Raw genomic sequence first — 25,066 nt, 5'->3', positions numbered from 1 at the left:
ACCACCGACTGAACCGGCAGGAGTTTCATAAGGGCCGCCACGACCACCACCCAGCCGATCGTTGATCAGCAATCCGGAGCGGGCGTAGCCGTTGAAGCTGAACCCATCAGTGAGGTGTCCGCTGCTGCCCTGCTTTTCCATGCTTTGCTGACGGGCTTCGAGTTTTGCCAGCCGGGTGTCCAAAGCAGGCGCCGAAATGGCTGCAGCAGTAGACGCTGCAGGCTGCAAGGCGGGAGTGGCAAGTTTGATCTGTTGCAATTCTCTGGCAAGTGCCTGGGTTTGCTGTTCGGCTGCGGCGGCGCGTTTTTCCGCTGCGCTGGCACGGGCTTCAAACGCAGCCATGCGTTGTTCCAGAGTCGCGGCCTGAGAGGTTGCCGCCGAGGTGCCAAGCACACCTGCGAGTAGCCAGCTTGATGCTTTCTGCATGTGGATTTCCTGTTTTGTTTTTATTGTTTTTGTTCCCGCGACGGACCCTTTTTTCGTGAATGATGAATTGTCAAAATCGACGAAAAAAAGGATGCCTCATCGCAAATACGCTGCTACATTTGGCGATGTTAACGTTAACTTTTCTAAAAACAAAAATAAAGAGGGCTTTATGAAACAGCTCAAATCTCTCCTTCCAGCAGCACTGCTCACCCTCTGTGCCGGGCTTCCATCCCTCTCGAGCGCAGCCGATCTGACGATCTCGTGTGGTGCGGTGGGTGCGGAGTTACAACTCTGCAAGGAGGCTGTCGAGGCGTGGTCAAAACAGACCGGTAACAACGTCGAGGTGGTTTCCACGCCTAATTCGGCGACCGAGAGGTTGTCGTTCTACCAACAGATCCTCAGCGCGCAGTCCGCCGACATCGACATCATTCAAATCGATATGGTGTGGCCAGGGATGCTGGCCAAACATCTGATGGATCTGCGCGAGGTGCTTCCAGCCAACGCAACCCATGGCTACTTCCAGGCACAGGTGGATAACGCCACGGTGAACGGACGGCTGGTGACGATGCCGTGGTTTACCGACTCGGGTCTGCTGTATTACCGCAAAGACTTGCTCGAGAAGTACAACCAGCAGGTTCCCCAGACCTGGGAGGAAATGACCGCTACCGCGAGGGATATTCAACAGGCCGAACGCACTGCCGGGAACCCCAATGCGTGGGGTTACATCTTTCAAGGGCGCGCCTACGAGGGCCTGACGTGCAATGCGCTGGAGTGGATCAGCAGCCAACCGGAAGGCGGACTGGTCAATCCACGAGGCGACATCGTGGTCAACAGTCAGGCCTCAAGAACGGCTTTGACCCTGGCGAAAAGCTGGGTGGGAGACATCTCCCCACGGGGCGTACTCAATTACACCGAGGAAGAAGGCCGTGGCGTATTCCAGTCGGGAAATGCGCTGTTCATGCGTAACTGGCCGTATGTCTGGGCCCTGGTGCAAAGCCAGGACAGTGCCGTAAAAGACAAGGTCGGGGTCGCTCCCCTGCCCCGCGGCGGCGAGACCGGCACCCATGCATCCACTCTCGGTGGCTGGGGTCTGGCGGTATCGCGTTACAGCGCCCATCCAAAACTTGCGGCAGAACTGGTGAACTACCTGACCAGTGCCCAAGAGCAAAAACGTCGTTCTTTGATAGGCGCCTATAACCCGGTTATCGAGTCGCTGTATCAAGATCCCGAACTGCTCGCGGCAATGCCTTATTACGCTCAGCTGCACAGCATTCTCAACGCTGGGGTGATGCGCCCCGCCTCAATCACTGCCGATCGCTATCCACGGGTCTCCAATGCGTTCTTCGATCGAGTGCATGGCGTGCTGGCGGGCGAGTTGCCTGTCGATCAGGCGCTGGCCGAACTGGAAAGCGAACTCACGCGCATCAAGCGCCGGAACTGGTAAGCCAAAGGAAGGAAATCACCATGTCTGTCTCTGCTACCCATGCCCCCTGTGACGAGCTCCTGCTCACCAGGGAAACGCCCGTACAACGTCGCCGCGTGCGCGCTGCCTGGCTGTTTCTGACGCCGATGCTGCTGTGTTTGGCCCTGGTGGCGGCCTGGCCGCTACTGCGGACATTCTGGTTCAGCCTGACCGACGCCAACCTGGCGGACACCGGTGGCGGAACCTTCATTGGCTTGAGCAATTATCTGTTCCACAACGGCACCAGTTGGTCGGGCATCCTGGTCGATCCGCAATGGTGGAACGCGGTGCGCAACACCTTGCATTTCACCGTGGTGTCGGTGGGACTTGAAGTCGTACTGGGACTGCTGGTGGCGTTGCTGCTGAACATCAGGTTCACCGGCCGTTCCTTGGTGCGTGCGTTGATTCTGGTTCCCTGGGCGATTCCGACCATTGTCTCGGCAAAGATCTGGTCATGGATGCTTAACGACCAGTTCGGCATCATCAATCACCTGATGCTGAGCCTCGGCCTGATTGATTCGCCCCTGGCCTGGACGGCCGATGCGGATCTGTCGATGTGGGCGGTGATCATCGTCGATGTCTGGAAGACCGTCCCGTTTGTCACGCTGCTGATGCTGGCGGCCTTGCAGATGTTACCTAGCGATTGCTACGAGGCCGCCCGGGTCGATGGCATTCACCCGTTGAAGGTGTTCTGGCGTGTCACGCTTCCCCTGCTGATGCCCGCATTGCTGGTGGCGGCGATCTTCCGCATCCTCGACTCGCTGCGGGTATTCGACGTTATCTATGTGCTGACCTCGAACTCATCGAGCACCATGAGTATGTCGGTGTATGCCCGCCAGCATCTGGTGGAGTTTCAGGACGTTGGCTACGGCAGCGCGGCCTCGACCCTGCTGTTTCTGGTGGTTGCGGTCATCGCCATGCTTTATCTCTACCTCGGACGCCGTCAATTGGAGGTCCGGTCATGAGTCCGCGTCTACTGAAAAAAGCGCTGTTGCGCCTCGGGTTCTGGTGTCTGATCGGGGTGTTGCTGCTGTATGCGGTCTTCCCTTTCTACTACGCCATCGTGACTTCGCTGAAGCCGTCCAGCGCCTTGTTCGAGGTGAGCTACTGGATCGATAACCCCGACTTCTCCAATTATGCGGCGGTACTCCATCAAGCCTCATTCCTGCGGGCAATCGGTAATTCGCTGGTGGTTGCTCTGTGCGTGGTGACGCTGGCGCTGTTCCTCAGCCTGACCGCCGCCTATGCCTTGGGCCGGGTGAAGTTTCGTGGGCGTGGCACGGTGTTGATGATGGTCCTTGGTGTGTCGATGTTTCCCCAGGTTGCGGTGCTATCGGGGCTGTTCGAGGTGATCCGCGCGCTGGGCCTGTACAACACGTCCTGGGCGTTGATCCTGAGCTACACGATTTTCACTCTGCCCTTCACCGTCTGGGTGCTGACCACGTTCATGGGGCAACTGCCGCATGAACTGGAAGAAGCGGCAATCATGGATGGCGCGTCGCCTTGGGTCACGCTGACCCGCGTGCTGTTGCCGCTGCTCTGGCCCGCACTGGTCACCACTGGCTTGTTGGCCTTCATCGCCGCGTGGAACGAGTTCCTGTTTGCCCTGACCTTCACCCTCACCGACACGCAACGCACGGTGCCGGTCGCCATCGCCTTGATTTCCGGCGGGAGTCCTCATGAGCTGCCTTGGGGGCTGTTGATGGCCGCATCGGTGGTGGTCACCGTCCCACTGGTGATTCTGGTGCTGATCTTCCAGCGCCGAATCGTTTCCGGCCTCACTGCCGGCGCGTTAAAGGGTTGATGCCCGACAACTACAAGGAACAGCATCGTGATCAAGTTGAAGCTAGACAACGTGAACAAACAATTGGGCGGCGCGCGGATTCTTCGTGACGTCAACCTGGAAATCGCGGCGGGTGAGTTTGTGGTGTTCGTCGGCCCTTCGGGCTGCGGAAAGTCGACCCTGCTACGCCTGATCGCCGGGCTGGATTCGATCTGCGGCGGCGACCTGCTGATCGACGGGCGTCGGGTCAACGACCTGGAGCCGCGCGAGCGTGGCGTCGGCATGGTGTTTCAGTCTTATGCGCTGTACCCGCACATGAGCGTCTACGACAACATCAGTTTTGGTCTCAAACTGGCCAAGACTGAAAAGAGCAGTCTGCGCGAGCGTGTGCTGAAAACTGCGCAAATCCTGCAGTTGGACAAACTGCTGCAACGCAAGCCAAAAGAATTGTCTGGAGGGCAGCGTCAGCGTGTGGCCATGGGCAGAGCCATGGCGCGGGAACCGGACATTTTGTTGTTCGATGAGCCGCTTTCCAACCTGGATGCGTCCTTGCGCGTGCAGATGCGCAACGAAATTGCCCGGCTGCATGCCCGACTGGGCTCGACCATGATCTACGTCACCCACGATCAGGTTGAAGCAATGACCCTGGCCGACAAAATTGTCGTGCTCAACGGTGGTCGCGTAGAACAGTTCGGTTCACCACGCGAACTCTATGAACGTCCGGCCAGTCGCTTTGTCGCCGGATTTCTCGGTTCGCCCAGGATGAATTTTCTGCCGGCTCGCCTGCAGGCCCCAGGCGAAACCAGCCTGGTCGATACCCTCGTATGGGGTATCACATCCCTGCCCTACGACAGCTCGAAGCTGGCGGCAGATACGCAGCTGACCCTGGGGATTCGCCCGGAGCACGTGTCGCTCAAGGCGGCGGATGGAACCGCCGGCGTGGTCGTGACCGCCGTCGAATACCTGGGCAGCGAAACCTATGTGCACCTCGAGACAGGTCAGGACGAGTCACTGATCTGTCGTTGCGAGGTCAGCGCCGGATGGCAGGTAGGCGATCGGGTCGAGCTGCAACTGGAGATCGGCAATCTGCACCTGTTCGACGCCGACGGCACGGCCTTGAGGCGCCACCCACAAACTATTGAAGCCCCATCAGACGGCGTCCCTTTGCGCTCGGCACGAGCAGGCGCCCTATGACTGTGTCTTTGAATTCCATGAGCGTTCCAATGTCTTGCGCCCTTGACCTTGCGCAGCATGCGCTGAGTGACGGCCTGTCTCGCGTGATCCACGATTATCGACCCGGTTATCATATTGCCCCTCCAGCGGGCTGGATGAACGACCCTAACGGGGTGGTGTACTTTCGTGGCGAATATCACGTGTTCTATCAACATTACCCCTTCGAAGCAAAATGGGGCCCGATGTATTGGGGGCACGCCAAGAGTGCCGATCTGGTCCATTGGCAACATCTGCCCATTGCATTGGCGCCCGGCGACGATTTCGACCGCGACGGTTGTTTTTCCGGTAGCGCGGTGGTGTGTGGCGATACCCTGGCGCTGATCTACACCGGGCACACCTGGCTGGGGGACGTGGGTGACGAGCGCTCGATCCGTCAAGTCCAGTGCCTGGCCACCAGCACCGACGGCATCCGGTTCGTCAAGCATGGCGCCGTTATCGAAGCCGCGCCACAAGACACGATCATGCACTTTCGTGACCCCAAGGTATGGCAGGAGGACGACTGCTGGTACCTGATTGCCGGCGCACGTCTGGGCGATGTGCCGTTGCTCCCGCTGTACCGTTCCACGGATCTGCACACCTGGGAATTCCTCGACTATGTGTCCAGCGGCAGCGAGGGCGATGGCTATATGTGGGAGTGCCCGGATCTGTTCCGACTGAACGGGCGCGATGTGCTGCTCTACTCCCCTCAGGGCATGCAACCCGAGGGTTACGAACGGCTGAACAAGTACCAGACCGGTTATCGAGTGGGCCGACTCGACAGCGAATGGCACTTCACGGGCGGGCCTTTTATCGAGCTGGATAACGGTCATGATTTCTATGCCGCGCAAACGCTAGTGGCCGCTGACGGTCGGCGCCTTGTGTGGGCGTGGCTCGACATGTGGGAAAGCCCGATGCCGAGCCAGGCCCATCACTGGTGCGGCATGCTCGGTTTACCGCGCGAACTTGAACTGCACGCTGATCGCCTTTGCGTGTATCCGGCACGGGAACTCACCGCTCTGCGCAAAGCACCATTGCCAGGCACGCCCTGGTGGGATGAATCCGGAACCCGGTGGGTACCGGAAGTGAATGGCGACATGCTCGAAATCCATGTGCATCTGGATCTGCTCGGCTGCAACGGGCACTTGGGAATCGCCTTGCGCTGCAGTGACGATGACCATGAGGAAACTCTGCTCTACTACGATGCGTCGCTGCATCGACTGGTGCTTGACCGCAGCCGCTCGGGTGCGCAAGTCACCGGTCAGCGCAGCGTGGCGATAGACCCTACACAAGAGCGACTGGAACTGCGTGTTTTCCTCGATCGCTCGTCCATCGAGGTGTTCGACGAAAACGGGCACTTCACCCTCAGCAGTCGCCTTTATCCGCGGCCCGACAGTCTGGGCGTGAAGCTCCTTGCCAGCGGGAGTGGCGGGCGTGTCTCCATTCCCAAGGCATGGCCTCTCGACTCTGGATGGCTATGAGCGGCGGATGGCTATGAGTAGCGTCATTCGAGTCGCGAGAAGCGCGGGCCATGTGTCATGATTCTGCGTCAACCTGACAGGTTTCGCCTCGCATGACTTCAGTGAAAGACGTTGCACAGCTGGCCGGCGTGTCCCTGATGACCGTTTCTCGAGCGCTCAACAATCCGGAAAAATTGAGTCCCGAAACCCTTCAGCGGGTGCGCCGCGCCATTGATGAACTGCAATTCGTACCGAGCCTGTCGGCGCGCAGAATGCGCGGCGACAATCTCCAGTCCCGAACCATCGGGGTGTTCGCGTTGGACACCGCGACCACACCGTTCGCGGTCGAGCTGCTGCTGTCCATCGAACAGACCGCACAGCAAGCCGGCTGGAATGTCTTTATCCTCAACCTGTTGAGCAACCCGCCCACCGACCAGAACATCGACCTGATGTTGTCGCACCGTCCCGACGGGTTGATCTTCAGCGCCATGGGGTTTCGCCAGGTGTGCATTCCCGAGCGTTTGAAGAGCAAACCCCTGGTACTCGCCAATTGCCTGGCAGATGACAGTCACCTGGTGAGTTATGTGCCAGACGACGAAACAGGGCAGTATCGAGCCGTACATCACGCTTTGAGCCAAGGCTATCGGCGCCCTCTGTGTATCAATCTGCCAAAACAGAGTCTGGCCTGGGGTCTGCGACAAAAAGGCCTGCAGCGTGCCTGTCAGGCATTCGGTCTGGCGCCTGATGCACTCCTGCAATACGACCTTTCCGTTCATGACGCCTATGGTGAAACCGCAGCCATCCTCGACCGGCACATCATCGAAGGTCGCCCCCAATTCGACATTCTGATCTGTGGCAACGACCGCATTGCCTTTTGTGCCTATCAGCTGTTGTTCGGCCGTGGCCTGAAAATTCCCGACGATGTCGCCGTGCTAGGCTACGACAACATGATCGGTATCGCCGAGCTGTTCATCCCACCGCTGACCACGGTGCAACTGCCATACTATGAGATCGGTCGCAAGGCTGCCCGGCACCTGATCGAGACCCTTGAGGTATCGGGAACCCAGCCAGTTGATTGTCCATTGGTGGTCAGGTCATCACTCTAAGAATGAGTTAATTCGGTGATAGCACACCCGCTTGCTTTTGATTTGCCAGCTTGTCGCGCACTAGGGGTGTTGCGCCGTCACCAGGACGCGGGCAGCTTCGATGGCTAGGTTTGATTGGAGTTACTTAGGCAGTCAGTAGCAGCACATGCTTCACAGCACGGTTCCGTCCAGCTGCCTTGGCGTTATACAGCGCCTGATCTGCCGCCTCGACTAACTCTTGCAACTGATCCAATTCCGAACCAGCAGCAGCGGCAATCCCGATACTCACACTCACTCGTCTCAATGGGCTGGTTTTGTGGGGGATATTCTCTTCTTTCAACCGGTCGAGTATAAGTTGCGCCACTACCGCCGCACCATCACCGTCGGTATTGGGCATGATGATCCCCATCTCTTCTCCGCCATAACGCGCTACCAGATCCGACGGCCGCCGTACGCACTCATCCAGGACTTTACCAACCGTCTGCAGACAAGCGTCGCCGGCAACATGCCCAACGGAATCGTTGAACAACTTGAAATAGTCGATATCAATCATCAGCAATGCCAACGACGTCCCATCTCGTTGAGCTCGCCGTGCCTCTATAGTCAGGGCCTCATCGAAGCAGCGTCGATTCGCCAAACCGGTCAGCGCGTCCTTCATCGCCAACAACTCCAGTTGCCGATTCGATGAGAGCAATTGCTGCTGAGTGCCTCTCAGTTCCACCTCCACCGTAGTCCGCCGGCGGATATCCAGGATCAAAAACCAACCAATGAGGCCGGTGAGTCCCAGCAGACCAGTCACCACCACTGCTGATAGCAGTGCTTCCATTCGCCACGCAGCGAGCGCTTCGCGTTTGCCAAGCGCGACGGTAGTTATCAGCGGCAGCGTTTCACTCTTGCGGAAGGCGTAAAGCCGCTCCATCCCATCTAGGCTGGAGGTAAACGAAGCGGTGCCGACCGATTGTTCCACAAGATATTTTGCATAGATCGGCGACTTCAAAAAATTGCGTCCCATGTCCTGCTCGCGGAAGGGATAACGCACCAGCAATGTACCATCGGTATGGGACAACCCAATGGCCCCCTCCTGCCCCAAGTCGAGCTTTCCAAACAGCCGCAGGAAGTTTTCTATCCCCAGAGTTACCGCCACCACCCCGGCAAACTCTCCCCGATCATCATTGAAACGGCGGCTGACGGTGATCACCCATTCCTGGTTAGACCGGCTACGAATGGGCGGCCCGATGAAGGGCTCCGGGGAAGGGTCGTCGCGATGATGAATAAAATAGGCACGGTCACTAGCGCTGGCTGCGGCCGGAATCTGCCGGTTGGAGGACATCAGCCAGCGTCCCTGATTATCGTAGATGGTGATACCACTCAGTTGGGGCATCAGCGGCCGCTGTCGGTTGACCAGCGCACTTAGCCGCTGGATCTGCACGGGGCCACTGCCCTCGGTTTCCAGACGCTCGACGAGCCCGAGCAAGAGCAGCGAACTTTGCCGGACAATGCCTTCGGAATAGGTCGCGAGCGCCTGGGTAAGGTTCAACCCGTGGACATCTACCTCCTCCAGCGCTCGATCTCGAGAACCCATCACCTTCCAAATGGTCAGTGATGCCAGGGAACAGCCGATAATCAACAGCAAGAGCACAACGAGGTGGGTATCACGCTTCACATCAGTACCTTTTGGAAAGTCCGGTTTCCCGTTCTGGCTGTTATTGAACTGGGGCAATAACAGCAGGCGCATGTCCTGTGCATGCATAAGGATACAAGTAGTCCAGCAGGGGCGCAGCAACAGAATGTAGCGTATTGGGCCACCTGCTCTCAGGCCGCTCAGAACTCTGGAAGGCTCAGTGCAGTTAGCGACTGGCAGGCCAGCAGCCATGTATGCAGTGGCCGGTTTAACGAATCGAGCATCGGAAGGCATTACTGCTCTCCTCAACAAAAAAGGCACCTGACGAGAATATCGCAGGTGCCTTTTTGGGGATTAGAACGGACATAAGAAACAACGCGGAGGCTGATAGCTCAACAATAGGTTTCATAAACTGTAACTTTCTGTTGACTCAACAGCCGCCTTTTTTCGCCCCACGGTCAAAGCCCAAACACTTCGGATGAAGACGCAGGGCCCTTCTACACTCATCTCTCACACGTCTAAAACACTCACCAAAAGAACCCACATGACCACCCTCAAAGACCGCTTGAACCAAGGCAAGGATGCTCGCAAGAACTGCTCCCGCAGTTCGCAGGCGGCCATGGGAAAAATAAATCGCGACCCGTTGCCGCTGATCAAAATGTCCAGTGAAGGCCGCATCAAGTCACTGGTCGAGTTGCGCTACGGCCGCATGCTGGTCTCGCCGTTCACCTTCTATCGCGGCAACGCCCTGCTGCAAGCCCACGACTTGGCCGCAACATCCAGCATGGGTCTGGTATCGCCCATCTGCGGTGACAGTCACCTGATGAACTTCGGTGGTTTTGCAACGCCGGAACGCAATCTGCTGTTCAGCGTCAACGATTTCGACGAAGCCCACCCCGGCCCTTGGGAATGGGACTTGAAACGGCTGGTGGCCAGTTTCGTGGTGGCAGCGCGCGACCTGCGTCATGGCGACACGGTCGAAGAAACGGTCTGCCGCCAAGTGGTCGGCGCCTACCAGCAGACCATGCTCGAATGCGCCGAACAAAGCGCCATGGAAACCTGGTACGAGTCCATCAGTTACCGCGATCTGCGGCAGCAGGCGAGCAAAGCGACTCTGGAACATGTAGAACGTGCCATCGAAAAAGCCGAACGGCGTACCCATGCTGAACTGCTGCCGAAAATCAGTGAACGTGACGCAAATGGCCGACTGATCATTCGCGATGACCTGCCGGAAATTTTCCATTTACACGAAAACACCACGCTGCTGGATGCCGACGACGACTGGCTGCGTCTGTCGAACTGGCGTGCGCTTTACGACGCGTTCATGCGCGACTATCCCGGCACGCTGCAAGCCGACCGTCGTGAGCTGTTGTCGCGTTTTCATGCCCACGACATGGCGTTCAAAGTGGTCGGTGTGGGCAGCGTCGGGACTCGTTGCCTGGTGGCCCTGCTGACTGACGATCAGGAGTTCCCGCTGTTCCTGCAGTTCAAGGAGGCGCGTCGTTCGGTGCTTGCCGATTATGTGAAGACTAAATCGCGAGTTAGGCACAACGGTCAGCGCGTGGTCGATGGGCAACGGTTGATGCAATCGGCCAGTGACCTGTTCCTCGGCTGGACCACCGGCCCCAGCGGTCGACACTTCTATGTGCGCCAGTTGCGCGACATGAAAGTCTCGGCTGAACTCGAGACGTTCGACGCGGACACCTTCGCCGCCTACGGACGCATTTGTGGTCGCGCGTTGGCCCGGGCCCACGCCAAATCATCCGGGAACGCCGCACACATCAGCGGCTACATCGGCAAAAGCGATGCGCTGGCCGACGCGCTGTTCAAGTATGCGCAAAGCTACACCGCGCAGAATGAGCGCGACTTCGAACAATTCCAGCAGGCCTGCCGCAAGGGCCGTTTGCGGGCGCGCTCGGAAGCGGACTTTGCGGCGGATCATTTGCCGTAGGCGTGTCTCAGGGTGTGAAGCGGCGGGCACTCATCGACATGAATTTTTCTTCACCCCACGACCTTCCACCAACGGGTACATTGCGCTCGCTCATTCAAGAAACTACGGTTTGCCCGCCCTCCCGCGGGCTTTTTTTTGCCTGCTGTCTTGTTGTGTTTCCCCGCTGGCCACGCAATGCTTGCGCGACGATCCCCGTGAACCGGAGCGCCCTATGCCGCTGCTATCCCTACCCTGCAAGCGCTTGACGCTGGCGGTGCTCGACCCTGAACAGGCGGCGCTGGAAAGCGACTTCTACCGGCGCAACCTGAGGCATCTCGCCCGGTGGTCGCCGATTCGCCCCGTCGATTATCACAGCCCTGAACGCATCCGCCCGCGCCTTGAGGTGCAAGCCAGCGCTTTCCAGGCCGGTCTGGCGGTGCATTTCGCGCTGCTGGATCCGGACAACGGCCAGATGATCGGCGCCTGTAACTTCAGCGGCATCACTCGCGGGGCGTTTCAGGCCTGCTATCTCGGTTACCACATCGACGAATCTCATCAGGGCCAGGGCTTGATGCAGGAAGCACTCGAAGCGGGAATCGGCTACATGTTCGATGAGCAGAAACTGCACCGGATCATGGCCAATTACATCCCTGGCAATGAACGCAGTGCGCGGCTGCTGGAGCGCCTGGGATTTGAACGTGAAGGCTACGCCAAGGCCTACCTGAGTATCGCCGGGCGCTGGCAGGATCATGTGTTGACGGCGTTGATCAATGATCGCTTTGAAGCACCGGAGCAGCGCTGGTCCCGACGCCTCTCGTAATACTTCGCCTGCTTGGCCCCGCCCTTGAAAGGGCTGAAGGTTATGCGGGGCGGCCGTCAGGCTTACTGTTTTGTAAATCAATGAGCGGCTCACCGATGGGGTGCGCAGCCTGTTGGAGCACCGGTTGCTCCAGCCGCGCTCGTCCATAGAACGCCAACGCTGTCAGCAAACACGCCAGCCATACGAAGATCCCGGCCCAGAAGGTGTGGGACATGTAGTGCCAGCCTTGCAGAACCCGCGTCGTACCGTAGACGAAACCGAGCAGCAGCGAGCCGTACATCACCGCTTTGGAATAGCGCCAGCGGTAACGACGCGCCACGAAGTACAACGCCAGCATGGTGAAACCGCCCGAGGCATGGCCGCCCGGCCAGCAGCGACCGGGCCCAGCGACTTTCAGCAGATCAAAATTCTGGTACCACTCCTTGTGCTCGATCTTCCCCGCGTACTGGGTCGTTTCGACCGGGCAGTACACGCTGGTATGGCCTTTGAGGTAGTGGATCACCCCGGTGCTGATGGAGAACGCGAACACCACGTAGAGGAAGTCCCGGCGGTGCTTGCTGGCGAACCGAAGCACCGGCGCGACTTTGATTTTTTCCAGGAATGCGATGATTTTCGAATGTTTCTCGGCCTTCAGACGCGGCCACAGAAACGACAGCAAGGCGCCGACGATCGCTAACTCTCCGGTCCAGTTCGGGATGATCCGTGCCCATTTATGGGTGATCTTTTCGAACAGATGGACATGATCCAGCGGAAACGTCTGCGTGACCGGGTCATAAAAAAGATCATTGAACGCGATGTCGATTTTGGTCAGGTCGAACAGCAGGAAAACCACGACCGCACAGGCCAGCGGAATGCCGAAGTTCACCCAGTAAAAGCGGTAGCGGGAAGAAGTCAACATCGTGTGTCCTGATCCAGAAAGTGAAGTCATTCGGCGGTCACCGAGTGCCAGTCCGAGGCTTCGATGACACCGAGCATCCGTGGTGCCTGAGGTATTTCGGCCGAGATAAACAAAGAAGCGCCGTAGCCGAGGGTAGCGGTCGGCAATTTGAGGTCTTTCTCAAGTTGTGACATGCATTCGCTGTGGGTCACCAGAATCAGGTTTCGCCCGGCCACCTTGTGCGCCAGAGCGTCGCGCAGCATGGTGCCCTTGCAATTGATCAACCATTCTTCACCGACCCCGACCTTGTTGAACATGTAGCCAGCGGTCTGCGCTGTACGGAGGACGGGGCTGTTGTAGATGTCGGCCTTGTTCAGCCCCAGTTGTTCGAACTGCGCACCGACCTCCACCGCGACGCTGCGAGAGCGTTCGGTAATGCCATCGTTACCGATCAGACAGGGGGCGCTGGAATGATCGCAGCGTTCAACGTGACGCACCAGCACGATCACGTTGCCCTTGGCCCAATCGGCCTTCAACGCCCGGGCGCCGACCACATTGCCGTGGGCCAGGTCCGGTACAGCGGCAGGATGCAACAGCCAGACCGTCAGCGCAATCACCAACAGCGCCGAGGTGAGCACGACAGCCGCATTGCGATAGCGGGCAAAACGGCTCAGATCAATCGAGCGTTTTATCCCGAACAGTCTCAGTCTCAATTCCACATCAAACCGCCTCGCCGGCACGCATCACTGTCATTCGATGCGGCGAGAGTAAAGAGGCTGGCGTCGGCAGCCGGTGAAACTCATGTGAAAAAAAGCTTAAGACCTGCACAAAAGCCTTGTTACACATCGGTCCCGCAAAAACCATTCAGCTCTCGTAATTGCTGCCGATACAGTCCTGCTACACACCTTGCTGGCTACCAAAAACAACAATCTTCCAGCCAACCGACGATCTAGAAGTACAACGTTCCTGGAGGACTTTTGATGAATAGCTGGTTCGGCAATATCAGCGTGAACATGAAGCTGGGCCTGGGGTTTGGCCTGGTCCTGGCCCTGACCTGCGTCCTCGCCCTGACCGGCTGGACGAGCCTGGGCGGGTTGATTGACCGCAGCAACTGGATGAGCGACATCACCCAGCTCAATGCCGGCCTGACCAAGCTGCGAGTGGTTCGCCTGCAATACATGCTGACCAATGGCGACGAAACTGCCGCACAGAACGTTCAGACCACGCTCGAGGCGTTCTCCGCTCAGCAACAAGCGCTGCTGGTGAAATTCAAGAGCCCGGAAAACCTCAAGCTGCTCAAAGAGCAAGGCGCCGTCATCGACGCCTACAAGACGTCCCTGAACAAAATGCGCAGCGCGTACCGCACCGGTAACAGCGCGCGCGACACCATGGGCGCCAATGCCGAGACCGCGAACACGCTGATCAACGCCATCAACACCCGCGTGCAGCAAATGCCTCTGAGCGACCAGCGCTTCGAACAATTCCAGGCCATCACGGCGGCCAAGGAAGCCTTCTTGCTGGCCCGCTACGAAGTGCGCGGCTACACCGCAACCACCAACGCCGAGACCGAGCAAAAAGCCGTCGGCCAACTGGACGTGGCGATCGCCAGCCTGAAACCCCTCAATGTGCATTTCGCCGACACTCAGCAAGACGCCCTGCGTCAGCTGGAAACCGCACTGACCAACTACCGCAGCGCCTTGCAGGCTTATAAAGCGGCGAACAGCGATGCGGTGCAGGCACGCAAGGAAATGACCGACCAGGGCGCCGCCATCGTGACCCTGAGTGATCAGCTGTATCAGATCCAGCTCGACCGCCGTGACATCGAAAGCGCCCAGGCTCGCACGCTGCAGCTGATCAGCACCTTGCTGGCGTTGCTGGTGGGCATCATTGCTGCCGTGATCATCACCCGTCAGATTACCGGCCCGCTGCGCGACACCTTGGCCGTGGTTGAGCGCATCGCCAGCGGCGACCTGTCCCAGGACGTCAAAGTGACTCGCCGCGACGAACTCGGTGTGTTGCAACAAGGCATCGCTCGCATGGGCGTGACCCTGCGCGACTTGATCAGCGGCATCCGCGACGGCGTCACCCAGATCGCCAGCGCTGCTGAAGAACTGTCCGCCGTGACCGAGCAAACCAGCGCCGGCGTGAACAGCCAGAAGATCGAAACCGATCAAGTGGCCACCGCCATGCACGAGATGACGGCCACCGTGCAGGAAGTCGCGCGCAACGCCGAAGAAGCCTCCCAGGCAGCGGCCGCTGCTGACGGCGAAGCCCGTGAAGGCGACAAAGTTGTCAACGAAGCCATCGCCCAGATCGAACGCTTGGCCACTGAAGTGGCGCGTTCCACCGAAGCCATGAGCGTGCTGCAACAGGAAAGCGACAAGATCGGCAGCGTCATGGACGTCATCAAGGCCGTGGCCGAACAGACCAACCTGCTGGCGCTCAACGCCGCTATCGAAGCCGCCCGAGCCGGTGAAGCCGGTCGAGGCTTTGCCGTGGTTGCCGACGAAGTCCGTGGCCTGGCTCAGCGCACTCAGAAGTCCACCGAAGAAATCGAAGGCCTGGTGGCCGGTCTGCAGAATGGTACTCAACAAGTGTCGGCGGTGATGAACAACAGCCGCGCCCTGACCGACAGCAGCGTCGCGCTGACTCGCAAGGCTGGCGTGTCACTGGAAAACATCACCCGCACGGTGTCCAACATCCAGTCGATGAACCAGCAGATCGCCGCCGCTGCCGAGCAGCAAAGCGCCGTGGCCGAAGAGATCAGCCGCAGCATCATCAACGTGCGCGACGTGTCCGAACAGACCGCCGCCGCCAGCGACGAAACCGCTGCGTCCAGTGTTGAACTGGCGCGGTTGGGCAATCAGTTGCAGATGATGGTCAGCCACTTCCGGGTGTAATCACACCTGATCGTTCCCACGCTCCCGCGTGGGAACGATCATCAAGCGCTCAGGCCTGCCATGGATTGATCACCTCTACGCCTGGAAACTCAAAATCCCGGACATTACGGGTCGCAATAGGAGCTCCGTGGCTTCGGCAGATTGCGGCAATCTGCGCATCGGCCATCGACGCCGTCCGACCATTAGCTTCACAGCCAGCAACCAGCGTCGCGTACTCCACGGCGGCGTGAGCATCAAAAGGCAAAATCCTTCCGGCAAAGTCCTCTTCGAACATCGCCATCGCATGAGCTTCAAGTTTCTGTTTGCGCTTACCAAACGGGAGTCGGGCAATGCCATGGAGAATCTCTGCCACGGTGATAGCACTAATTGCCAATTCCATCGCCGGTTGCGCATCAACCCAGGCAAGTACTTGAGTGTCAGGCTCGACCCGCATGAACTCTGAAAGAACATTGGTATCGAGCACTATCATTCGGAGAAATCCACCGCTGTCGCTTTCTCGTGACGCGAAGGAAGATCGAGCTCAACCCCACCACTGGCGCTGAACCTGTTGCGGATACGGCTTCCAAGCCCTCCTGCGCGATCAATGGTAGCCAGGGCTCTGCCGAGTATCAGGCGAGCCTCTTCTTCCATCGAATGCCCATTGTGGGCCGCTGCGATGCGCAGCTGCTCCTTAATCTGATCGTCCAGGTTTCGAATCGTAATGCTGGCCATGATGCCTCCTGCAATCAATGAAATCATTGATTTAGGCTAACACACCTTGCTCCATCGAAACTCGCAGAGCTGCCGAACGGCTTTACACACAGATCGCATTGGTAAACACCAACCGATTCCCGAACGGGTCGGTCACGGTCATGTCCTGGCTGCCCCACGGCATGGCCTGGATCTGTGGACGGGCGAACGGATATTCCTTGGCCAACAGTTGCTGCTGGAATACCTCGAGTTCATCAGTCTCAATCCGCAATGCCGATCCCGGTGTGCTGTCGCCGTGATGTTCGGACAGATGCAGCACGCACTCACCACGGGAGACTTGCAGGTACAACGGAAAGTTGGGCTCGAAACGATGCTGCCAGTCGATCTTGAATCCCAGAAAGTCGACGTAGAACTCCACGGCCTTGATTTCATCGAAAATCCGCAGGATCGGGGTGGTTTTGCCGAAGCTCATGGCGTTGCTCCCAGACTGATAAGGCCCAAAGTGTAGCCGGGCGAGATGTCAGCGCTTCGGCTTGGCGATGGCTTTCTTTAGTCTCAATGTGCCATCACTGTGACGCAGCACTCGGAATGTTCACTGGAATCCGTCACGCAAGTCCCCTTGCCGTGCCAGAAACCGCCCTTCCCTTCTTCCATTTGCCTGACCTTCGCTGTAACTCAAGACACCGTTGACCCACACCCCATCAATCCCTTCCGCGGCCTGTTGCGGGTCATTGAAATCCGCCACATCGCGAATCGTTTCAGGATTGAACAACACCAGATCCGCCCAATGTCCTTCACGGATTTCGCCACGTTCCTTCAAGCCAAATCGCGCCGCCGACAATCCGGTCATCTTGTGTACGGCGGTGTGCAGCGGAAACAGCCCTACATCGCGACTGAAATGTCCGAGCACGCGTGGGAATGCGCCCCACAAGCGTGGATGCGGAAACGGGTCTTCCGGCAATCCGTCAGAGCCGACCATCGACAGCGGATGTGCGAGGATTCTTCTTACATCGGCTTCGTCCATTCCGTAGTACACCGCGCCGGCCGGTTGCAGGCGTCGGGCGGCATCCAGTAGCGGCACGCTCCACTCGGCGGCGATGTCCATCAGGTCACGGCCGCCCACTTCAGGGTGAGGCGTGGACCAGGTGATGGTGATGCGATGAGCGTCGGTGACTTGCTTGAGGTCCAGCGTCGATGAACTCGCCGCGTAGGGATAACAGTCGCAGCCCACCGGGTGAGTTTTCGCCGCGTGTTCGAGGGACGCCAACAGTTGCGGACTGCGTCCCCAGTTACCGGCGCCGGCGCATTTGAGGTGGGAAATGATCACAGGGGATTTTGCATGACGGCCGATCTGGAATGCTTCGTCCATGGCCTCCAGCACCGGCTCGAATTCGCTGCGTAAATGCGTGGTGTAAACCGCGCCGAAGGCAGTCAGCTCTTCTGTCAGTTGCATCACTTCATCGGTGGAAGCCGAGAACGCGTTGGCATAGGCAAGCCCCGTGGACAGGCCCAACGCACCGGCCTCAAGGCTCTCGCGCAGTTGCTCGCGCATCGCGCTGATTTCGTCCGGCGTGGCAGTGCGAAACAGATCGTCGAGGTGATTGCTGCGCAGCGCCGTATGGCCGACCAGTGCAGCCACGTTCAGCGTAGTGTTCGCCGCTTCGACGGCTGCACGGTAGTCGCTGAACCTCGGATAAACAAACGCGGCGGCGGTGCCGAGCAGGTTCATCGGGTCGGGCGGATCGCCACGCAAACTCACTGGCGAAGCGCTGATCCCGCAGTTGCCGACAATCACCGTGGTCACGCCCTGGCTGAGTTTGGGCAGCATCTGCGGCTGGCGGATCACCACGGTGTCGTCGTGGGTGTGCACGTCGATGAAACCTGGCGCCAACACGCGGCCGGCGGCGTCGATTTCTTCGGTGGCGCTGGCATCGTGCAAGTCGCCGATACGCTCGATGCGGCCGTTCAGAATCGCCACGTCGGCGGGATAACCTGGGGCGTTGCTGCCGTCGATGATCAGGGCGTTGCGAATCAGCGTGTCGTACATCATGTCAGTCTCCCAGCGGCAAGTGATCGTCGCCGCCGCGGTAATCGTCGAGGGCGAGTTTGATCCGCCGCAGACGCTCTTGATTGTCTTCAGGATTGGCCAGCCCCAGCTCGGTGGCAAGCACGTCGATGGCCAGCAACATGCCGTAGCGCGCCGCCGTGGGTTTGTAGATGAACGAGGTCTCGACGCCTTGCAGCGGCAGCAGCACATCAGCCAATTGCGCCAGCGGCGAGTCGGCCCGGGTGATGGCGAGAATTCGTGCGCCGTAGCTGCGCGCCAACTCGACGGCCTCGAGCAGTTCGGGGGTGATGCCGGTCAGCGAACAGGCAATGACGGCGCGTTCCGCATCGAGGCTGGCGGCGGTAACGCGCATCATCACCGGGTCGTGGCACACCGCAATCGGGTAACCGAATCGCACCAGCCGCACCTGTAGTTCATCACTGCACAAGGTCGAGCAACCGCCCATGCCGAAGGCGTGAATCATCCGCGCCTTGCCCAGCAGTTTCACCGCGTCGGCGAAACGCGATTCGTCGAACGCCGACAGATGCTGGCGCAAGGTCGACTCGATATCGCCAACGATCTGCCCATAAAACGCTGACTGCTCGGGCGCAATCGCAGGGTCGAGAAAACGGCTGCCGACACCGCTGGCTTGAGCCAGTTGCAGGCGCAGATCGCGTAAGTCGCGGCAGCCGACCGTACGAGCAAAACGCGAGAGCGTGGCGGTGCTGACTTCCGCTCTCAGCGCCAGTTCATCGAGACTGGCGGCGGAGGCAAATCCTACGTCGTCGAGCATCAGCCGAGCGATGCGTCCTTCGCCCGCGCTGAAGGAATCCTGACGGGCGCGGATCTGGTAGAGGATGTCCATGGCAGGTGGCTCCGGCTAAAGCAGATAAGAAAGACCCACGGTCAGGCCGAAGGCGACGACCGAGATAATGGTCTCGAGTACCGTCCAGGTCTTGAAGGTCTGGGCGACGGTCATGTTGAAGTATTCCTTGATCAACCAGAAACCGCCGTCATTGACGTGGGAAAAGATAACCGACCCCGCGCCCGTCGCCAGCACCAACAGCTCTGGATGGGGATAACCCAGACCAATGGCCACCGGCGCGACGATGCCCGACGCGGTGGTCATGGCCACCGTGGCAGAACCGGTGGCGATGCGCATCAGCGCAGCGAACAGCCAACCCATCAACAGCGGCGACAGGTGGAATACCTGGGCCAGGCTGACGATCTGGTCGGTGACACCAGCGTCCACCAGAATCCGGTTCAAGCCACCGCCCGCGCCCACCAGCAAAGTGATGCTGGCGGTCGGTGCCAGGCATTCGTTGGTGAATTTGAGGATCGATTCACGGTTGAAGCCTTGGGCCAGGCCAAGCGTCCAGAAGCTCAGCAAGGTCGCCAGCAGCAAGGCGATTACCGAATTGCCGATGAACAACAGGAACTGGTTGAAACCGCTGCCCGGCGTGGAAATCAGATTGGCCCAGCCACCGACCAGCATCAGCACCACTGGCAACAGAATGGTCGCCATGGTGATGCCGAAACCCGGCAGGCTGTCACGCGGTTCACGCTCGAGGAACTGACGCTCCAGCGGGTTATCTTCCGGCAGTTGAATGCGCGGCACGATGAACTTGGCGTAGAGGGGGCCGGCGATGATCGCAGTCGGGATCCCGATCAGGATCGCGTAGAGCAAGGTCTGCCCCACCGAGGCCTGATAAGCCTGCACCGCCAGCATCGCCGCCGGATGCGGCGGCACCAGGGCGTGGACCACCGAGAGCCCGGCGACCATCGGCAAACCGACCATCAGAATCGAAACGCCCACGCGCCGCGCCACGGTGAAAGCGATCGGCACCAGCAGTACAAAACCGACCTCGAAGAACAGTGGCAGTCCGACAAGAAAAGCGATGCAAACCATCGCCCAGTGGGCATTTTTCTCACCGAAGCTGTCGATCAACGTTCGCGCCATCTGCTCGGCACCGCCGGACTCGGCCATCATTTTGCCGAGCATCGTGCCCAGTGCGACCACCAGCGCGATATGGCCCAGCGTCTTGCCGACACCCGCCTCGTACGCCCCCACCACGCCCGATGGTGGCATCCCGGCCAACAGCGCCAGGCCTATGGACACAAGGGTGATGACAATGAACGGATTGAGCCGGTAACGGGCAATCAGAACGATCAGCGCGATGATGGCGATGGCGGCGTAAACCAGCAGCCAATAGCCGAAGGACGGTGTCATGCGGTACTCCTCGAAAGGGTCACGTCGAATGGGTTGTGAAACTCATAAAACATTTCGAGGTGTTATTTTCAAACGAGGTGAAAGTAATTTTCGTGGAGGGATAAGGGTTGTCGCGCAGAGGTATGGGCGGTCGACGGATATGAAAGTTGGATAGTGGAACTTTCATCGCCCCACGCTGATCGTTCCCACGCGTGGGAACGATCAGTTGTCAGTCTCAGTCGTGGTTCACGCGGGCGCGTTTGAGCAGTTTCTTGCAGCGTTCGGACAAGTGCAGCACCCGCAGGTGCTTGCCGGCCTTGGTGTAGCGCTCGCGTAAGGTCTTGAGCGCGGCGATGGCCGAGTAGTCGACGAAGCTCATGTGGCGACAGTCGATCGTCACCACGGACGGGTCATTGGCAGGATCGAATTGGTTTAGAAAAGGCGCAGTCGAGGCGAAGAACAGCGTGCCATGCAGAAGGTAAAGCTTACTGCCATCGGCTTCGAGGTGACTGTCGGCATAAAGCTCGCGGGCCTGTTGCCAGGCAAAGTTGAGCGCCGCAATGATGATCCCGCAGAGCACGGCGGTGGCCAGATCGGTGAACACCGTAATGACCGTTACCGCGATGATCACCAACACGTCGTTCAGCGGCACCTTGTTCACCACCCGCAACGAAGCCCAGGCAAACGTCTGCTGCGACACCACGAACATCACCCCGACCAATGTGGCCAGCGGGATGCGCTCGATCAGCGGCGAGAGGAAGAGGATGAACAGCAAGATCATCAGCCCGGCCACCACACCGGACAGCCGACCGCGACCACCGGAACTGAGGTTGATCACGGTCTGGCCGATCATGGCGCAGCCGCCCATCCCGCCGAATACACCAGAGACCATGTTGGCAGCGCCCAGCGCCACGCATTCGCGATCCGGGAAGCCACGGCTTTCAGTGATTTCATCGGTGAGGTTCAGGGTCAGCAGGGTTTCCAGCACGCCGACCAACGCCATCAATATCGCGTAAGGGGCGATGATGCGCAGGGTTTCCAGGGTCCAGGGGATGTCTGGCAGCGCAAACGTCGGCAAACCGCCGGCAATGTGTGCCATGTCGCCCAAGGTGCGGGTCGGCAAACCGAGCAGATAAACCGCCAAACCAACGCCCAGAATCGCCACCAACGCCGGCGGCACGGCACGCGTCAGACGCGGCAGCAGGTAGACGATGGCCATCGTCACGGCAACCAGCCCCGCCATCAGGTATAGCGGCGTGCCGCTGAGCCAGACGCCATCGCTCTTGAAGTGTTCCAGCTGCGCCAGGGCAATGATGATCGCCAGGCCGTTGACGAAGCCGAGCATCACCGGGTGCGGCACCATGCGCACCAGCTTGCCAAGCTTCAGCAACCCGAACGCCAGCATGATCAATCCACCCAGCAGCACGGTGGCCAGCAAGTACTGCACGCCGTGTTGCACCACCAAAGCAACGATCACCACGGCCATCGACCCCGCGGCGCCGGACACCATGCCCGGCCGGCCGCCGAAAAGCGCGGTCAGGGTGCAAATGATGAACGCGCCGTAAAGCCCCATCAATGGATTGAGGTGCGCAACCAGCGCGAAGGCGATGCATTCGGGTAGAAGAGCGAAAGACGTGGTGAGCCCGGCCAGGGTATCGGCGCGCAGACGTTTGGGTTTCATGGCTGACCTAAAATACAGGCGGGAAAAGAGGGAGCGGATGTTACGGAATTGAGGGCGGCACGGCCAGTTATTGGGCTGCTGAAAACGCCTTCGCGAGCAAGCCCGCTCCCACATTTGATCTCCACTCGACACAGATTTTGTGTACGACGAAGATCCACTGTGGGAGCGGGCTTGCTCGCGAAGGCAGCGACTCGGTTTAAAGCGAACTCACACCATCTCGTTACGAATCCATTCAATCACCGATGTCCGCTTCGGCGCCCAGCCCAGCAATTCGCGCGCATGTTTACCGCGAACCCGGCTGTTGGAGCCCAGGCCATAGTTGGCCATTTCATAGCCCCACTCGGCTTCTGCATCTTTCAGCGGCCAGTCCTGCGGCTCACCCAGATTCAGCGCCTGGGCAATCGCAGTGGTCATGTCGATGAACGACGCTTCACCGCTTTCGACGAAGTAGAAGGTGCCCGGTACGTTGTTGGTCAGCGCCAGCAGGTACAGGGAAACCACGTCTTCGATGTGCACGTTGGACCAGATGTTCTGGCCGGTACCGACATGCCGGACCACCCCACTTTTACGCGCCTGTTTCAGCAAACGCGGCAACTGCACGCTGTCGCGATTGACGCCCAGGCTATGGCCGTAGATCAGGGTGTTGCAGATCACTGCCGAGTTCACCCCGTCCTTTGCTGCGGCGAGGATCAGGTTGTCGATGACCACGCGAGCAGCCTTGTCGACAGTCGGTGCCGGCAGGTTGTCTTCGTAATAGATAACGTCGCTGGATTTGCCGCCCGACGCATCGCCAACAATGCTTGAGCCGCTGGTGTGCAGGAACACTTTGTTGGAACCGCGAAGTGCATCGAGCAACGCTTCTACCGCGCCGCGATGGTCGCTGCTGGCGGCGTTGATCACGGCGTCGGCAGCGCGGGCCTGTTCGGCCAGTAGTGCGCTGTCGTCAAGCGTGCCGATTACCGGGGTGATGCCCAGTTCGTGCAATTCATTAGCTTGTTCGGTGCTGCGCACCAGACCGGTGACGTTGTGGCCGGCACGGACCAGACCCGTAGCGATGGAGCCACCGATAAAACCGGCTGCGCCGGTGACGAATACGTTCATGGAGAAACTCCCTGCGTTAATAAGTGATGCATCCAGTATCGAGGACCGATGCCTGTGGAAACAGACAGCGTTGCCCAATTCACTCTTGCGCAGGGGTCACGAATCAGCCCTTGAAATCCGCGTTCGCATAAGCCGCCAATTTGCCCTGGATGAAGTCCAGGAAGCATTGAATCCGTAGGGCGAGTTGCGAGTTTCGGTAGTACACGGCATTGATCGGCTGGCGATACCCGCTGTTGAAATCCGCCAGCAGCACCTGCAAACGTCCGGCGCGGATGTCATCAATCGTCATGAAGTGCGACAGGCAGGCAATGCCTTGGCCTTCCAGCGCCAAGTGCCTGATTGTCTCGCCGCTGGAGGCGCTGATCGACGCCTGAATCGGCCAGCGATCACCGTGAACGTAACGCAGCGGCCATTGGTTGAGGCCTTCGTTCTGGGTAAAGCCCAGCAGCGTGTGCCTGGACAAATCCGCCACTTCAGCCGGTACACCGTGTTTTTCAAGATAGGCCGGGCTGGCGACGATGTGCAGTGGACTGCAACCCAGAGATCGAGCGTGCAAGGTCGAGTCGGCGAGCGTACCGATACGGATGGCGATGTCGGTGCTTTGTTCGAGCAAATCGATGATCAGGTCGTTGCTGTTGAGTTCCAGCTGGATGTCCGGGTAGAGGCGGCGGAACTCGTCGATATACGGCACGATGGCGTGCAGCATGAACGGCGATGCGGCGTTGATCCGTAGACGCCCGGACGGGGTTTGCTGACGTGAGGTCAGGCGTTCTTCGAGTTCGTCCATCTGATCGAGAATCAGCTTGGCGTGCTCGAAGAAGTACTTGCCCTCTTCGGTCAGGTCCATGCGCCGCGTGGTGCGGTTGATCAGCGTGGTATCGAGTTTCGCCTCCAGCCGCGACAGCGTACGGCTGACCGCCGAAGGCGTTTGCCCGACCTGTTCGGCCGCAGCGGAAATCGATCCGCACTCAATCACGCAGACGAAAATCTGCAACTCATCGGATCTGGCTTTCACGGGGGCCCCTCATTCAAAACTGGCTTGATAGTAGCTGGATGCGGGGCAAAAGGAACCTTACGCCGGCAGGCCGAACACCTCGGTCAAATGCTGCTCATAGCGCGCCACATCGGCTTCGACATTCGGGCGTTTCATCACATCGACGGCCAGGAACGTCGGCAAACCGGTCATGCCGAGGAACTCGTTGGCCTTGTGGAACGGGAAGTACACCGCGTCAACGCCCTTGGCTTCGAAGAAGTCGGTCGGATCGTCGAAGGCTTGCTGCGGCGCGTTCCAGGTCAGGGACAACATGTATTGCTTGCCCTGCAACAGACCACCGCTGCCGTACTTTTGCGACGCGTCGGAGCGCGTGCGGCCGTCACTGGCGTAGAGGCTACCGTGGCCTTCGGTGAAGACTTCATCGATGTACTTCTTGACGGTCCAGGGCGCGCCCATCCACCAGCCGGGCATCTGATAAATGATCACGTCGGCCCAGAGGAATTTGGCAACTTCTTCGGCGACGTCGTAACCCTCGTCGATGAAGGTGGCTTTCACGTCCACACCGCCGCGATCCAGCACGCTCAGCGCAGCTTCATGCAGGGTGGCGTTGTAGCGGCCATCGGAGTGGGCAAATTTTTTTCCGCCATTGAGCAACAGGACTTTTTTCATGGGAAGTCTCGGAAGGTTGGAATTCGATGGCGGCAGCGTAGCGATCTGCCTCGCGCGGAATAAGCGCTGAATTCACAAAATTCATTTGACCAATACGCACGA

At 59.1% G+C, this 25,066-nt stretch carries 22 protein-coding genes and 2 pseudogenes; 10 read left to right on the top strand and 14 right to left on the bottom strand.

All coding sequences use genetic code 11. The features are described 5' to 3' along the window. Nucleotides 1-426 (bottom strand): annotated as a pseudogene (locus KGB23_RS26245) (porin); the annotation flags it as partial. Nucleotides 427-595: 169 nt separating this feature from the next. Between KGB23_RS26245 and KGB23_RS26240 the strand changes: the two are divergent. From KGB23_RS26240 to KGB23_RS26215, 6 genes are all read left to right on the top strand, one after another. Beyond that, complete coding sequence (locus KGB23_RS26240; RefSeq protein WP_223433142.1) at nt 596-1,870, top strand: ABC transporter substrate-binding protein; 1,275 nt, start codon at nt 596-598, stop codon at nt 1,868-1,870. 20 nt (nt 1,871-1,890) lie between these two features. Further along, nucleotides 1,891-2,853: a carbohydrate ABC transporter permease gene (locus tag KGB23_RS26235; RefSeq protein ID WP_223433140.1), complete on the top strand. Its 963-nt coding sequence runs from the start codon at nt 1,891-1,893 to the stop codon at nt 2,851-2,853. Beyond that, complete coding sequence (locus KGB23_RS26230) at nt 2,850-3,692, top strand: carbohydrate ABC transporter permease (RefSeq protein ID WP_150658701.1); 843 nt, start codon at nt 2,850-2,852, stop codon at nt 3,690-3,692. The genes KGB23_RS26235 and KGB23_RS26230 overlap by 4 nt, the downstream gene beginning before the upstream one ends. Nucleotides 3,693-3,719: 27 nt before the next feature. Beyond that, nucleotides 3,720-4,865, top strand: coding sequence for an ABC transporter ATP-binding protein (locus tag KGB23_RS26225; RefSeq protein WP_223433139.1), 1,146 nt, complete (start codon nt 3,720-3,722; stop codon nt 4,863-4,865). Continuing rightward, nucleotides 4,862-6,361: a glycoside hydrolase family 32 protein gene (locus tag KGB23_RS26220; protein ID WP_223433138.1), complete on the top strand. Its 1,500-nt coding sequence runs from the start codon at nt 4,862-4,864 to the stop codon at nt 6,359-6,361. The genes KGB23_RS26225 and KGB23_RS26220 overlap by 4 nt, the downstream gene beginning before the upstream one ends. Nucleotides 6,362-6,453: 92 nt before the next feature. After that, the gene (locus KGB23_RS26215) at nt 6,454-7,446 is read left to right on the top strand and encodes a LacI family DNA-binding transcriptional regulator (protein WP_223433137.1); all 993 of its coding nucleotides are present in this window, start codon (nt 6,454-6,456) and stop codon (nt 7,444-7,446) included. A 124-nt stretch (nt 7,447-7,570) separates the two neighbouring features. On the opposite strand, the gene KGB23_RS26210 is transcribed toward KGB23_RS26215, so the two are convergent. Further along, nucleotides 7,571-9,088: a diguanylate cyclase gene (locus tag KGB23_RS26210; RefSeq protein ID WP_223433141.1), complete on the bottom strand. Its 1,518-nt coding sequence runs from the start codon at nt 9,086-9,088 to the stop codon at nt 7,571-7,573. Nucleotides 9,089-9,590: 502 nt separating this feature from the next. Here KGB23_RS26210 and KGB23_RS26205 point away from each other — a divergent pair. After that, nucleotides 9,591-10,997 carry a DUF2252 domain-containing protein gene (locus KGB23_RS26205; protein WP_223433136.1) on the top strand — a complete coding sequence of 469 codons (1,407 nt, stop codon included), beginning with the start codon at nt 9,591-9,593 and terminating at the stop codon, nt 10,995-10,997. A gap of 211 nt (nt 10,998-11,208) precedes the next feature. After that, nucleotides 11,209-11,796 carry a ribosomal protein S5-alanine N-acetyltransferase gene (gene rimJ / locus KGB23_RS26200; protein WP_223433135.1) on the top strand — a complete coding sequence of 196 codons (588 nt, stop codon included), beginning with the start codon at nt 11,209-11,211 and terminating at the stop codon, nt 11,794-11,796. 40 nt (nt 11,797-11,836) lie between these two features. Here the strand turns inward: rimJ and KGB23_RS26195 are convergent, their stop codons facing one another. Both KGB23_RS26195 and KGB23_RS26190 read right to left on the bottom strand, forming a co-directional pair. Beyond that, complete coding sequence (locus KGB23_RS26195) at nt 11,837-12,694, bottom strand: phosphatase PAP2 family protein (protein ID WP_150658695.1); 858 nt, start codon at nt 12,692-12,694, stop codon at nt 11,837-11,839. A 26-nt stretch (nt 12,695-12,720) separates the two neighbouring features. Beyond that, nucleotides 12,721-13,392, bottom strand: a complete 672-nt coding sequence (locus KGB23_RS26190) for a histidine phosphatase family protein (protein WP_223433134.1) — start codon at nt 13,390-13,392, stop codon at nt 12,721-12,723. Between the two features lie 261 nt (nt 13,393-13,653). On the opposite strand from KGB23_RS26190, the pseudogene KGB23_RS30525 reads away from it, so the two are divergent. Both KGB23_RS30525 and KGB23_RS30520 read left to right on the top strand, forming a co-directional pair. Further along, a pseudogene (locus KGB23_RS30525) lies at nt 13,654-14,667 on the top strand (methyl-accepting chemotaxis protein); the annotation flags it as partial. Nucleotides 14,668-14,709: 42 nt separating this feature from the next. After that, the gene (locus KGB23_RS30520) at nt 14,710-15,573 is read left to right on the top strand and encodes a methyl-accepting chemotaxis protein (protein ID WP_411741511.1); all 864 of its coding nucleotides are present in this window, start codon (nt 14,710-14,712) and stop codon (nt 15,571-15,573) included. A gap of 49 nt (nt 15,574-15,622) precedes the next feature. On the opposite strand, the gene KGB23_RS26180 is transcribed toward KGB23_RS30520, so the two are convergent. From KGB23_RS26180 to KGB23_RS26135, 10 genes are all read right to left on the bottom strand, one after another. Continuing rightward, nucleotides 15,623-16,042, bottom strand: coding sequence for a type II toxin-antitoxin system VapC family toxin (locus KGB23_RS26180; protein ID WP_223433133.1), 420 nt, complete (start codon nt 16,040-16,042; stop codon nt 15,623-15,625). Beyond that, nucleotides 16,039-16,284 carry a FitA-like ribbon-helix-helix domain-containing protein gene (locus KGB23_RS26175; protein WP_223433132.1) on the bottom strand — a complete coding sequence of 82 codons (246 nt, stop codon included), beginning with the start codon at nt 16,282-16,284 and terminating at the stop codon, nt 16,039-16,041. The genes KGB23_RS26180 and KGB23_RS26175 overlap by 4 nt, the downstream gene beginning before the upstream one ends. A gap of 82 nt (nt 16,285-16,366) precedes the next feature. After that, nucleotides 16,367-16,735: a glyoxalase superfamily protein gene (locus KGB23_RS26170; protein WP_150658690.1), complete on the bottom strand. Its 369-nt coding sequence runs from the start codon at nt 16,733-16,735 to the stop codon at nt 16,367-16,369. A 120-nt stretch (nt 16,736-16,855) separates the two neighbouring features. Further along, nucleotides 16,856-18,313 carry an N-acyl-D-amino-acid deacylase family protein gene (locus KGB23_RS26165; RefSeq protein WP_223433131.1) on the bottom strand — a complete coding sequence of 486 codons (1,458 nt, stop codon included), beginning with the start codon at nt 18,311-18,313 and terminating at the stop codon, nt 16,856-16,858. A gap of 1 nt (nt 18,314) precedes the next feature. Beyond that, on the bottom strand, nt 18,315-19,175 hold the full coding sequence (locus tag KGB23_RS26160) for a MurR/RpiR family transcriptional regulator (protein WP_223433130.1): 861 nt from the start codon (nt 19,173-19,175) through the stop codon (nt 18,315-18,317). Nucleotides 19,176-19,190: 15 nt separating this feature from the next. Beyond that, a complete protein-coding gene (locus tag KGB23_RS26155; protein ID WP_095129544.1) occupies nt 19,191-20,540 on the bottom strand; it encodes a gluconate:H+ symporter in 1,350 nt (449 codons plus the stop codon). Nucleotides 20,541-20,754: 214 nt separating this feature from the next. Continuing rightward, nucleotides 20,755-22,200, bottom strand: a complete 1,446-nt coding sequence (locus KGB23_RS26150; protein WP_223433129.1) for a SulP family inorganic anion transporter — start codon at nt 22,198-22,200, stop codon at nt 20,755-20,757. Between the two features lie 207 nt (nt 22,201-22,407). Continuing rightward, complete coding sequence (locus tag KGB23_RS26145) at nt 22,408-23,301, bottom strand: NAD-dependent epimerase/dehydratase family protein (RefSeq protein WP_223433128.1); 894 nt, start codon at nt 23,299-23,301, stop codon at nt 22,408-22,410. A gap of 103 nt (nt 23,302-23,404) precedes the next feature. Continuing rightward, nucleotides 23,405-24,316 carry a LysR substrate-binding domain-containing protein gene (locus KGB23_RS26140; RefSeq protein ID WP_223433127.1) on the bottom strand — a complete coding sequence of 304 codons (912 nt, stop codon included), beginning with the start codon at nt 24,314-24,316 and terminating at the stop codon, nt 23,405-23,407. A gap of 57 nt (nt 24,317-24,373) precedes the next feature. Continuing rightward, entirely contained in the window at nt 24,374-24,964 is a 591-nt protein-coding gene (locus KGB23_RS26135) for an NAD(P)H-dependent oxidoreductase (RefSeq protein ID WP_223433126.1), read from the bottom strand. Nucleotides 24,965-25,066 lie beyond the last annotated feature (102 nt).

It is taken from the genome of Pseudomonas sp. GL-B-26 (assembly GCF_019947405.1).
Lineage (GTDB): Bacteria > Pseudomonadota > Gammaproteobacteria > Pseudomonadales > Pseudomonadaceae > Aquipseudomonas.
This window is presented reverse-complemented; position numbering and strand designations above follow the sequence as displayed.